This is a genomic window from Xenorhabdus bovienii SS-2004, from assembly GCF_000027225.1.
GTDB lineage: Bacteria > Pseudomonadota > Gammaproteobacteria > Enterobacterales > Enterobacteriaceae > Xenorhabdus > Xenorhabdus bovienii_C.
The window spans coordinates 2,798,535-2,810,794 of record NC_013892.1 but is presented as its reverse complement, the minus strand read 5'-3'; the positions used below and the strand labels follow the sequence as shown (position 1 = coordinate 2,810,794).

General features: G+C 43.5%; 14 protein-coding genes. All 14 read left to right on the top strand.

Annotated elements, in window-relative coordinates:
- The 14 genes from XBJ1_RS12065 to nagZ all read left to right on the top strand — a co-directional run bounded on the left by XBJ1_RS12065 (position 1) and on the right by nagZ (position 11,860).
- Entirely contained in the window at positions 1–954 is a 954-nt protein-coding gene (locus tag XBJ1_RS12065) for a beta-ketoacyl-ACP synthase III (RefSeq protein WP_012989259.1), read from the top strand.
- Positions 955–972: 18 nt separating this feature from the next.
- Positions 973–1,902, top strand: coding sequence for an ACP S-malonyltransferase (gene fabD, locus XBJ1_RS12060; protein ID WP_012989258.1), 930 nt, complete (start codon positions 973–975; stop codon positions 1,900–1,902).
- A gap of 11 nt (positions 1,903–1,913) precedes the next feature.
- Positions 1,914–2,648, top strand: coding sequence for a 3-oxoacyl-ACP reductase FabG (gene fabG, locus XBJ1_RS12055; RefSeq protein WP_012989257.1), 735 nt, complete (start codon positions 1,914–1,916; stop codon positions 2,646–2,648).
- 151 nt (positions 2,649–2,799) lie between these two features.
- Positions 2,800–3,036 (top strand): acyl carrier protein, encoded by a 237-nt coding sequence (gene acpP / locus XBJ1_RS12050; RefSeq protein ID WP_012989255.1) that lies wholly within the window; start codon positions 2,800–2,802, stop codon positions 3,034–3,036.
- A gap of 74 nt (positions 3,037–3,110) precedes the next feature.
- Positions 3,111–4,352 (top strand): beta-ketoacyl-ACP synthase II, encoded by a 1,242-nt coding sequence (gene fabF, locus XBJ1_RS12045; RefSeq protein ID WP_012989253.1) that lies wholly within the window; start codon positions 3,111–3,113, stop codon positions 4,350–4,352.
- A gap of 171 nt (positions 4,353–4,523) precedes the next feature.
- Positions 4,524–5,348 (top strand): aminodeoxychorismate lyase, encoded by an 825-nt coding sequence (pabC, locus tag XBJ1_RS12040; RefSeq protein ID WP_038199040.1) that lies wholly within the window; start codon positions 4,524–4,526, stop codon positions 5,346–5,348.
- Between the two features lie 45 nt (positions 5,349–5,393).
- Complete coding sequence (gene mltG, locus XBJ1_RS12035; RefSeq protein WP_038199028.1) at positions 5,394–6,416, top strand: endolytic transglycosylase MltG; 1,023 nt, start codon at positions 5,394–5,396, stop codon at positions 6,414–6,416.
- Positions 6,413–7,054 (top strand): dTMP kinase, encoded by a 642-nt coding sequence (gene tmk, locus XBJ1_RS12030; RefSeq protein ID WP_012989250.1) that lies wholly within the window; start codon positions 6,413–6,415, stop codon positions 7,052–7,054. The genes mltG and tmk overlap by 4 nt, the downstream gene beginning before the upstream one ends.
- Positions 7,051–8,049 (top strand): DNA polymerase III subunit delta', encoded by a 999-nt coding sequence (holB, locus tag XBJ1_RS12025; protein ID WP_012989249.1) that lies wholly within the window; start codon positions 7,051–7,053, stop codon positions 8,047–8,049. Before tmk ends, holB begins: the two co-directional genes overlap by 4 nt.
- 13 nt (positions 8,050–8,062) lie before the next feature.
- Positions 8,063–8,848: a metal-dependent hydrolase gene (locus tag XBJ1_RS12020; RefSeq protein WP_012989248.1), complete on the top strand. Its 786-nt coding sequence runs from the start codon at positions 8,063–8,065 to the stop codon at positions 8,846–8,848.
- 84 nt (positions 8,849–8,932) lie between these two features.
- Positions 8,933–9,283: a purine nucleoside phosphoramidase gene (hinT, locus tag XBJ1_RS12015; RefSeq protein WP_012989247.1), complete on the top strand. Its 351-nt coding sequence runs from the start codon at positions 8,933–8,935 to the stop codon at positions 9,281–9,283.
- Between the two features lie 50 nt (positions 9,284–9,333).
- A complete protein-coding gene (lpoB, locus tag XBJ1_RS12010) occupies positions 9,334–9,900 on the top strand; it encodes a penicillin-binding protein activator LpoB (RefSeq protein WP_012989246.1) in 567 nt (188 codons plus the stop codon).
- Between the two features lie 19 nt (positions 9,901–9,919).
- Positions 9,920–10,750: a phosphotransferase gene (locus tag XBJ1_RS12005; RefSeq protein ID WP_012989245.1), complete on the top strand. Its 831-nt coding sequence runs from the start codon at positions 9,920–9,922 to the stop codon at positions 10,748–10,750.
- A 90-nt stretch (positions 10,751–10,840) separates the two neighbouring features.
- Positions 10,841–11,860 carry a beta-N-acetylhexosaminidase gene (gene nagZ, locus XBJ1_RS12000; protein ID WP_012989244.1) on the top strand — a complete coding sequence of 340 codons (1,020 nt, stop codon included), beginning with the start codon at positions 10,841–10,843 and terminating at the stop codon, positions 11,858–11,860.
- Positions 11,861–12,260: the final 400 nt, after the last annotated feature.

The following is a 12,260-nucleotide window of genomic DNA, read 5'->3' as shown; positions in this document are numbered from 1 at the left end:
ATGTATACAAAAATCTTAGGTACAGGCAGTTATTTGCCTTCGCAGGTGCGTACTAACGCAGATTTAGAAAAAATGGTGGATACGACTGACGAGTGGATTGTTACTCGTACAGGCATTCGTGAGCGTCGTATTGCGGCTGAGGGTGAAACCGTTGCCACTATGGGATTCAATGCAGCCGAAAAAGCTATTGAAATGGCTGGTATCGATAAAACACAAATTGATTTGATTGTTGTAGCAACAACAACTTCATCCCATGCGTTTCCGAGTACAGCCTGCCAGATTCAGAATTCTTTAGGCATTCAAGGTATCGCTGCCTTTGATGTTGCGGCAGCTTGTGCTGGATTTACTTATGCGTTAAGCATTGTCGATAAATTTATCAAGACTGGTGCGGCTAAACATGCCCTGGTTATCGGGGCAGATATTATCTCAAGAGTTGTCGATCCTGAAGATCGCAGTACAGTTGTCCTCTTTGGTGATGCAGCAGGCGCAATGGTAGTAGGGGCTTCAGAAGAGCCGGGTATACTGTCAACCCATCTGCATGCGGATGGTCGTTATGGCGATTTACTGTCATTACCTAATCAGGATCGATTGAAACGGGGTTCACCTGAATACGTTACAATGGCTGGCAATGAAGTATTTAAAGTTGCTGTCCGTGAGTTGACCAGTATTGTTGATGAAACACTGGAAGCAAACAATCTGGATCATTCTCAGCTTGACTGGTTAGTGCCACATCAAGCGAATTTACGTATCATTTCGGCGGCTGCCAAGAAATTGGACATGACGATGGATAAAGTGGTTGTAACACTCGATCGTCATGGTAATACTTCAGCAGCATCTGTTCCGACGGCATTTGATGAAGCGGTACGTGATGGAAGGATTCAACGCGGCCAGCTTGTCTTAATTGAAGCATTTGGCGGTGGCTTTACCTGGGGCTCAGCGCTAGTACGTTTTTAATTTAACAGGAAAATAAACATGTCTGATTTTGCAATGGTGTTTCCCGGTCAAGGTTCTCAGTCACTTGGTATGTTGGCTGATTTAGCCACAGAATTTCCGCTGGTGGAACAGACTTTCGCAGAGGCTTCTGCGGTCTTGGGATACGATTTATGGGCATTAGTTCAGCAGGGGACAGCAGAAGAGCTGAATAAAACATGGAAAACCCAACCTGTATTGCTCGCAGCTTCAGTTGCTATCTGGCGTATATGGCAGGAAAAGGGAGGCAAGCAGCCTTCCATGATGGCTGGCCATAGCCTTGGCGAATACTCGGCGCTGGTTTGTGCTGGTGTGATTGAATTCCAGCAGGCGATTAAGCTCGTCGAATTACGCGGGAAATTGATGCAGGAAGCTGTACCAGAAGGGCAAGGGGCGATGTACGCTATTATCGGATTGGATAATGAATCCATTGCAAAGGCATGTAAAGAGTCTGCACAGGGTCAGGTTGTTTCACCTGTGAATTTTAATTCGCCTGGGCAAGTCGTTATTGCGGGTGAGAAAGAGGCTGTAGAGCGTGCCGGTGCTGCTTGTAAAGCGGCTGGCGCAAAACGTGCTCTGCCTTTGGCTGTCAGCGTCCCTTCACATTGTGCACTGATGAAGTCGGCAGCCGCTCAGTTAGCTGTTGCATTGCAATCAATTGTGTTTAATCAGCCACAGTTCCCTGTTGTTAATAATGTGGATGTCAAAGTAGAAGAATCTGCTGATGGGATTCGCGATGCACTGGTTCGTCAGTTGTATAATCCTGTACGCTGGACGGAGTCTGTTGAATATATAGCGGCACAAGGTACTGAACAACTGTTGGAAATGGGGCCAGGTAAGGTATTAACCGGTTTAACGAAACGGATTGTTGATACTTTAAATGCTGTAGCAGTAAATGATGTATCATCACTCACAGTTGCTCTGAATAAATGACTGAGGAAAACATGAGCTTTGATGGAAAAATTGCACTGGTCACTGGCGCTAGCCGTGGCATAGGTCGCTCGATTGCAGAATTATTGGTTGAACGTGGTGCTCGTGTTATCGGCACAGCAACCAGCGAGAATGGAGCCGAAGCAATTAGTGCCTACCTTGGTGATAAAGGCAAAGGTTTTGTATTGAATGTCACAGATTCAGAATCCGTAGAAAAAACACTCTCGAATATTCGTGCTGAATTTGGTGAAATAGACATTCTGGTAAATAATGCAGGCATCACTCGTGATAACTTGTTGATGCGTATGAAAGATGGAGAGTGGCAAGACATTATTGACACCAATCTTTCTTCGATTTTTCGTCTGTCAAAAGCAGTAATGCGCTCTATGATGAAAAAACGTTATGGACGTATTATTTCCATTGGATCTGTTGTTGGAACAATGGGAAATGCAGGGCAGGCGAATTACGCGGCAGCGAAAGCAGGAGTCATTGGTTTCAGTAAATCATTGGCTCGTGAAGTCGCTTCTCGTGGCATCACCGTCAACGTTGTTGCACCTGGTTTTATCGAAACGGATATGACTAGAGCGTTGACAGACGACCAACGAGTAGGCATTTTATCTGAAATTCCTGCTAGTCGTCTCGGTGATGCAAAGGAAATTGCCAGTGCTGTAGCGTTTCTTGCTTCTGACGAGGCCGCTTACATTACGGGTGAAACATTACATGTCAATGGTGGCATGTACATGATCTAAAAATGAGCGAACTCGCTGTTTCTGATGTATTTTTTATACAAAAAGACACAGTTTGTGGTTCGACCAGCCGGGATTTGGTTGCATCTTTTCCTGTATTTTATAAACTACGAAAACCATCGCGAAAGCGAGTTTTGATAGGAAATTTAATAGTATGAGCACTATCGACGAACGCGTTAAGAAAATCATCGTTGAACAACTGGGTGTTAAAGAGGAAGAAGTTGTAAATACAGCTTCATTTGTTGATGACTTGGGCGCTGATTCTCTTGACACAGTTGAACTGGTAATGGCTCTGGAAGAAGAGTTCGATATCGAGATCCCAGACGAAGAAGCTGAAAAAATCACTACAGTTCAGGCTGCTATTGACTACGTTGAAAACGCAGGTAAATAAGCACACACACCTAGGCGGTCGTTCGACCGCCTATGTTCTTCGTCCTAAATTTTTTCCCTCCCTGGAGGATAACCGTGTCTAAGCGTCGAGTAGTCGTGACCGGACTAGGCATGTTATCTCCTGTCGGCAATACAGTAGAGTCTTCTTGGAACGCTGTTTGTGCCGGACAGAGTGGTATCAGCCTTATCGAACATTTTGACACCGCTAACCATGCAACTAAGTTTGCTGGTGTGGTGAAAAATTTTAATCATGAAGATTTCAATATTTCGCGCAAAGATGCGCGAAAAATGGATCTGTTTATTCAGTATGGAATTGCTGCTGGTGTACAAGCTATCGAAGATGCAGGAATCGAAGTAACAGAAGCCAATGCTAGCCGCTTTGGTGCTGCTATTGGTTCTGGTATTGGTGGTTTGGGTCTTATTGAAGAAAACCACAGTACATTGCTTTCGGCGGGACCTCGCAAGGTCAGCCCATTCTTTGTACCTTCGACCATCATCAATATGGTTGCAGGCCATCTGAGCATCCTTTATGGTCTTCGTGGTCCTAGCATCTCCATTGCAACTGCTTGTACCTCTGGCGTGCACAATATCGGTCATGCAGCTCGTATTATTGCGTACAATGATGCTGATATTATGCTGGCAGGTGGTACTGAGAAAGCCAGTACTACATTTGGCGTTGCAGGGTTTGGTGCTGCTCGTGCATTATCGACCCGTAATGATGATCCTCAAGGTGCAAGCCGCCCTTGGGATAAAGATCGAGATGGGTTTGTGCTGGGTGATGGTGCCGGTGTACTGGTTCTTGAAGAATACGAACATGCCAAAAAACGTGGTGCAAAAATTTACGCTGAAATCGTTGGCTTTGGTATGAGCAGTGATGCTTATCATATGACATCACCACCTGAAGATGGAGCGGGTGCTGCGCTTGCAATGGAGAATGCCCTGAAAGATGCGGATATTTCCCCAGACCAAGTGGGCTACATTAATGCTCATGGGACTTCAACGCCAGTTGGTGATCTTGCAGAGGCTCGTGCGGTAGAATCTGTTTTTGGTGAAGGCACTAAAGTATTGGTGAGTTCAACCAAATCAATGACAGGTCATTTGCTGGGTGCTGCGGGAGCGATTGAATCAATTTTCACTATTCTTGCTTTACGTGAGCAGATTGTTCCTCCGACCATTAATTTGGAAAATCAGGATGAAAACTGCCGTTTGGATCTTGTTCCAGGCGAAGCACGTAAAGTTGAAGGGATGGAATACGCACTGTGTAATTCTTTCGGTTTCGGTGGGACTAATGGGTCACTGATTTTCCGTAAGATATAAAAACGTCCTCTTTTTATGAAGAGCCTCAACATTTGTTGAGGCTTTTTTATTCCTGATTTTATGATTTTTTTGAATAGGCATTTTTGCACTGCCACGGTTCATATAATATGATAACGCTCCTTAATGTCTGAGGTTATCACGCCTTCTTATCGAAAATTAGAAAATGAAATGATGTATTGGATTAATGGCAAACCGTGTAATCAATTACCTGTTAATGATCGTGCGGTACAATTTGGTGATGGCTGTTTTACAACAATAAGAGTTGAGCAAGGTCAGGCAGCTTTGCTACCTTTGCACATAAAACGGTTACAAAAAGGCGTTGAAAAACTGTTTATGCCAGCACTGGATTGGTTGCAACTTGAGGATCACATTAAGCAGGTGGCTACCGGTTGTGAATCAGGTGTCCTGAAAATTATTCTCTCCAGAGGAGTTGGTGGTCGTGGTTATGGTATTAGTGATGCTATCGAGACAAATCAGGTTCTCTCGTTGAGTTCATATCCAGAACAGTATGCTATCCAGCGTAAAAATGGTGTTTCACTCGTTCTTAGCCCAATTATGATGGGTATCAATCCCCATTTGGCAGGTATTAAACACTTGAACCGCTTGGAACAGGTTCTGATAAAAAGATTCATTGAGCAGGCAAGGTCTGATGAAGCACTGGTTCTTGATAGTGATGGGTTATTGGTTGAGTGTTGTACTGCTAATATTTTCTGGCGGAAAGGTAAAAACGTTTATACGCCTGATTTGAATCAATGTGGTGTAGAAGGGGTGATGCGGCAGAAGATTATGCAATTATTGGCAGAAAGTGATTATAACCTGTCATGTGTCATGCGTTATCCTGAGGTATTGGCTCATGCTGATGAGGTGATTATCTGCAATTCCTTGATGCCTGTTATCGCAGTAAACCAAATTCAGGCGCACAAAAATCAGCCTGCATGGAAATATCAATCAAGAGAATTGCATGAGTATTTATTGCCTGGATGTTTAAGGCTGTAGTTATTCAATACTCATCATTGAAGGATCGGTCAAAAGTGATTACCCATGAAACTTAAAAAGCGTATTTTCATTTTACCCAGCTTGATTATTATTGTAGCAATCATGTTTTTTTCTTTTGTGAAAAAAATAGAAAGCTTTGCTAATCAGAAAATTAATCTTAATCAAGAAATGATATTTACTGTACCGGCAGGAACAGGGCGTGCCGGGCTGGGAATATTGTTGGTTCAGCATAACTTAATCAAAGATCACCAATTGTTGCCGTGGCTATTCCGATTAAAACCAGAATTGGCGAAATTTAAGGCTGGCACTTACCGTTTGCAACAAGGCATGTCATTGAGAGCAATCTTGCAACTATTTTCCAGCGGTAAAGAAGTGCAATTTTCTATCCGTTTCGTTGAAGGAAGTCGATTGTCTGACTGGGAGAAAATATTACAGAATGCGCCATACTTAAAACATGAAGCAGAGGGCAAATCACCAAAGGAATTGACTGACGCTTTAGACATGAAAGCGGAAGAACCACTGGAAGGTTGGCTCTATCCCGATACTTACCTGTATACCGCAGGAACCAGTGATGTTGAATTGCTAAAACGTGCTCATCAAAACATGAACAGGGCACTAGAGCAAGAGTGGAAAAATCGCGAAAAAAATCTGCCATATAAGAATGCTTATGAAATGTTGATCATGGCATCCATCATTGAAAAAGAGACAGCAATAGACTCTGAACGTACAAAAGTTGCTTCGGTATTTATTAATCGGCTGCGGTTAAAGATGAGATTACAAACTGATCCGACAGTAATATATGGGTTGGGGGATAAGTATATGGGTTCTATTTTCCGTAGTAACCTGACTGCTTTTACGCCATATAATACTTATATGATTGAAGGATTACCACCGACGCCTATTGCTATGCCAAGCCTGGCTTCGATTAAAGCTGCGGCACACCCTGCTGTGACAGGGTACTTATACTTTGTTGCAAATGGTAATGGCGGTCATACATTTACGGTGAATCTGGCAGAACATAATAGGGCGGTAAATCTTTATCGTCAGAGATTAAAGCAGGATAAATGAACAGCAAATTTATTGTTATTGAAGGGCTTGAGGGGGCAGGGAAAACGACTGCAATCCGAACAGTGGTTGAAACATTGAAGCAGTATGGCATTTCTGATCTGATTTTTACCCGTGAACCGGGTGGAACTCCGTTGGCAGAAAAATTACGTCAACTTATCAAACAGGGTGTTGAAGGTGAATCACTGACGAATAAGGCAGAAGTATTGATGCTATATGCAGCCAGAGTCCAATTGGTAGAAAATGTTATCAAGCCAGCACTGGAAAAAGGAACTTGGGTGGTTGGAGATCGTCATGATCTTTCCTCTCAGGCATATCAGGGCGGTGGCCGTGGCATTGATCAGAAACTGATGACATCATTACGCGAATCGGCACTCGGCGATTTCTACCCGGATTTGACTATTTATCTCGATTTGCCACCAGAGGTTGGTTTACAGCGCGCTCGTGAACGGGGTGAATTGGATCGCATTGAAAAAGAATCCTTGGATTTTTTCCACCGTACCCGTGAAAGATATCTCGAGCTTGTGGCACAAGATGACACCATCAAAAAAATAGATGCGACACAACCGCTGGAAAAAGTGCAGGGTGCTATTCGTCAGACCTTATTACAGTGGTTGAAACAACAGGACGTGCAGGCATGAACTGGTATCCGTGGCTTAACCATGCATATCGCCTGTTGATTGAATCCCATCAACAGGAGCGTGGACACCATGCCCTTTTGCTTCATGCTCATGAAGGAACGGGTGCAGGTGCGTTATTGTATGGATTGAGCCGCTGGTTGATGTGTCAGGACAAACAAGGAATGAAAAGTTGTGGCAAGTGTCACGGTTGTCATCTGATGCTGGCAGAAACGCATTCTGACTGGCATGCTCTTGCCCCTGAAAAGGGAAAAAGTACTATTGGAGTTGATGCTGTGCGTCAGCTCAACGAAAGGCTTTACGAATATTCTCAACAAGGTGGAGCTAAAATTGTCTGGCTACCTTCTGCCGAGTCTCTGACCGATGCTGCTTCCAACGCTTTGCTGAAAACATTGGAAGAACCCCCTCAAAATACCTATTTCCTGTTGCAGTGCCAGCGTCCAGCTCGCTTGCTGGCAACGCTGCGCAGTCGCTGTTTTTACTATTTTCTACCTGTGCCTGAACAGCGTGTAGGGCTTTACTGGCTGCAACATCAACTCCCTGCAATATCATCTCTGGATGCGCAGACGGCGTTAAAACTTTCACAAGGTGCGCCTCTTGCTGCTGAACAGTTGCTTCAGACTGAAAAATGGCAGCAGAGAAATGTGTTTTGTCAGGCAATTGAACAGGCATTGCATAACTGTGATACCCTGTCACTTTTACCCTTATTGAATCGTGATGATGCACAGCAATCTTTGTATTGGCTGGTTAGCCTGTTATCCGATGCGGTGAAATGGCAGCAGCAGGCGCAGGATTACTGCGTCAACCAAGATCAGCAGGCTTTGATCCATCATCTGGCTTCCACTCAAAGTGTGGGAAAATTATTAAGTACAGTTGATGATTGGGTACATTGTCGTCATCAATTACTCTCTGTGGTGGGCGTCAATCGGGAATTATTGTTGACAGGACAATTACTCAATTGGGAAAAGCAGCTTTGTTCCACACGGAAACTCATTTAGATACGAGCATATTATGTTTTTAGTTGATTCACACTGTCATCTCGATTGCCTTGATTATGAAACTCTACACAAGAGTGTGGATGATGTTGTGGCTAAGGCAGCAGAACGGGATGTAAAGTATATGTTGGCGGTGGCGACTACGCTGCCGGGATTCCAGCAAATGAAGAATTTGATTGGTAAACGTGAAAATATCGCGTATTCCTGCGGTATTCATCCACTGAATCTGGATGAAGGCTACGATTTTGATGAACTTGCCCGGCTTGCAGCGGACGATGATGTCGTCGCAATGGGAGAAACCGGTCTGGATTATTATTATCAAAAAGACAATGCAGAGTTACAGCGAACTTCCTTTCGTGAACATATCCGCATTGGACGTAAGTTAAATAAGCCTGTCATTGTTCATACCCGCGATGCAAAGGATGATACCCTTTTGGTTTTGCGAGAAGAAAAAGTACAGGAATGTGGCGGTGTGCTGCACTGTTTTACGGAAGATAAAGACACGGCGAGAGCTTTGCTGGATCTGGGTTTTTATATTTCTTTCTCTGGTATCGTGACATTTCGCAATGCAGAACAGATCCGTGAAGCGGCAAGGTTTGTCCCACTCGATCGGGTTTTGGTAGAAACTGACTCACCTTATCTGGCACCTATACCTCATAGAGGCAAGCAGAATCAGCCTGCCTATGTACGTGATATTGCTGAATATATGGCAGTATTGAAAGGGGTGACTCTTGATGAATTGGCCGCAGTGACAACCAGAAATTTTTGTAACCTGTTTCATATCAACATCCCAGAAAATTAAGTTATCTAGATAACCTTTTATGTTTTAGTTTAGTATTTAGACTTAATCATGAGTCATCTTTAATGGCAAAAAAGGAGAGGTGAGATGGCAGAAGAAACTATTTTTAGCAAAATCATTCGTCGTGAAATTCCTTCTGATATTGTTTATCAGGATGATCTGGTGACAGCATTCCGTGACATTACGCCACAAGCGCCCACCCATATTCTGATTGTGCCAAACGTACTGATCCCAACGGTTAACGATGTCACTTCAGAGCATGAACTTGCATTGGGGCGTCTGTTCACAGTGGCAGCGAAAATTGCAGAACAAGAAGGCATCGCAGAAGATGGTTATCGCCTCATCATGAACTGTAATCGCCATTCCGGGCAGGAAGTTTTCCATATCCATATGCATATGGTGGGTGGACGTCCATTGGGGCCACTGTTGGTAAAGTAATGTGATTCACCATTATTGGTACACGATAGCGCTGTAACCGGAGTAGATTAATGAAAAGAATTCTCTTTGTTATATTATCAGCGATGTTTCTGGCGAGTTGTAACTTACCAATACAGCCGCCTGCTCCGGTTACACCTGTGAAGCCAGAGAAAAAAACGGAACCACAAGTACAGCCATCGGATAAAGTTCCTCAGCCACCCAAGATTCAGTCGATTAATTGGAATGGCACTGTTCAACCGTTGGTTGCGCAGATGGTTAAGGCCAATGGTGTGGAAACGGGAAAAGTATTACTTGTCGATACTGTTAAAAACAACACTAATGGTTCGCTGCGAGCCCTGCAAGTGACTGATATCATTACTGATGCTGTAAGTCGTAAACAGCTTTTTCAGATTGTACCGAAAAAACAAGTGCGTAGCGCTCAACAGGCATTGGGATTGTCATCGGAAGATAGCTTGGGATTGCGCAGTAAATCTATTGGCTTGGCACGTTATTTGAGCGCTGATTATGTGCTCTATTCCGTGGTTTCGGGTAGTAACAATCAACGTAGTATAGAAATGCAGCTGATGCTGGTTAAAACGGGTGAAATACTTTGGTCAGGTAGCGGTGACGTTAACTAGCGATAACAGCTTGCTGAGAATGCTATGTCAGCAATGGCCTGGCATTCCAGTAAAAAATTGGGAAATCAGGCAATTAAATGGGCTGACACAGGGAAGTTTCTCTATTACAGATGGTGTGCGCCAGATGGTTGGGCGCATACAAACACAGAATAGTGAAACACTGGGTGTGGATCGTCAGCGGGAAAATCAGGTTTTACGCAGGTTATCTTCCACTGGCATCGCTCCTAAAGTAATAGCCATGAACGGTGATTGGCTATTGCTGGAATGGTTTTCGGGAACAACAATAACTCACGAAACGTTGAACTTACCATTATTGCAGCAGTTACTGGCACAGATACTTGCCACTCTTCATAACCATCACCGATTGGGTTATCCCCTCCAACTCAAAAAGCAAATTGCATCTCAGTGGCAGCAGATTGACCAAAGCCGCTTATCTCCTCGCTGGCTGCGTTTGCAGAAATTTTTTATGGCAGCCAGAACGCCAACAACCCTGAAAATAGCACCTGCTCACATGGATATTCACCCCGATAATCTACTTATGACTGTAGAGGGATTAAAATTGATTGATTGGGAATATGCCGCTGATGTCGATATTGGTTTTTCATTGGCTGTGTTGTTTAAAGGCAATCAGTGGGATGAGATACAGCAACAGATTTTTTTAGATTATTATTGTAATTACGCATCAGGATACGCGGATATCATATTATTGCAGCAGAGAATTAAACAGTGGGGACCGTGGGTCAGATATATGATGCTGATGTGGTATGAAGTACGTTGGCAGCAGACGAAAGATCCACAATTTTTAGCATTAGCGAACCCTCTGCGCCAGGGGTTTAAATTAGAGCATTAAACTGGCGTTTTAACACGCTGGATAGTATCAATCGCCATTAGTGACAATGAGTTATAGATGGTAACCAATGATATAGAGGTGAGGAGTGTTATGGGGCCAGTAATGTTAGATGTTGTTGGTTATGAATTGGATAATGAAGAACGCGAAATTCTGCAACATCCATTAGTGGGCGGTTTAATCCTGTTTACCCGCAACTTCCAGGATACGCAACAATTGCGTGAATTAATTCGCCAAATCCGCGCTGCGTCCTACCACCGTTTGGTGATTGCGGTCGATCAGGAAGGGGGACGTGTTCAGCGTTTTCATGAAGGCTTTACTCGTTTACCTGCCGCACAGTCTTTTGCCTGCTTGAATGACTCGCTTATGGGAACGCATTTGGCGCAAGAATCGGGTTGGCTAATGGCATCAGAAATGATTGCAATGGACATTGATATCAGTTTTGCTCCTGTACTGGATTTAGGACACCAGTGCACTGCGATTGGTGAGCGCTCATTTCACGGAGAGCTTGAACTCGCGGTGATGATGGCAGAAAAATTTATCAAGGGCATGCATTCCGCAGGGATGAAATCGACAGGTAAGCACTTTCCGGGGCATGGAGCAGTTGTAGCAGATTCTCACAAAGAAACGCCAAGGGATAATCGCTCGATGGATGCCATTAGTTGTCATGATATGCATATTTTTCGCGATTTTATCCAGCGTAACCTGCTTGATGCAATTATGCCTGCTCATGTGGTTTATTCTCAAGTAGATGATCGCCCGGCCAGTGGTTCACCTTATTGGTTGAAATCTATTTTGCGTCAGCAACTGGGATTTGAAGGTGTTATTTTTTCTGATGATCTGTCGATGGAAGGTGCGGCTATCATGGGCAGCTATGCCGAGCGAGGAAAAGCCTCATTGGAAGCGGGTTGTGACATGATTCTGGTGTGCAACAATCGGCAGGGGGCAATCAGCGTGCTGGATAATTTGCCGATGATCAGATCTGATAGGGTAGCACGGTTATATCATCAGGGCAGTCAATACAGTCTGGAAGAGTTGAAGAAATCAGAACGCTGGCAACAGGCAAATAAAGAATTGAATGGCTTGTGTGAACAGTGGTTAAATTATATTTAATCATTGTTTTATATATTGATTTTAATAAAATTGGGAATGGAGTTGCTAGTTGGCAATTCTATCCCTTTTTTGTATTTCTTCTCGATTCTTCCTTTTTGTATTTCCAGATGAAACCTTGTTTTATCAAATCAAACTTTATATTTACACAGCATTAACATTGTAAATTTTTATTGTTCATAAATAGGATATACATCCAGTTAACTGAAAGTAAGCACGAAAATTTTGTGACTGGCGTCTAATTAATCAAAAGAATTTGATCGTGACTATTTTTGGTATGACCAACTAACCAGCCATGATATTCTGGAGATATTTACAATATGAAACTTGTCAAATCTGATGTTATTTAAGAACGTTATTAAAAGAAACGGCTTTAGCGCCTTACATAACATTAGTTGTATTT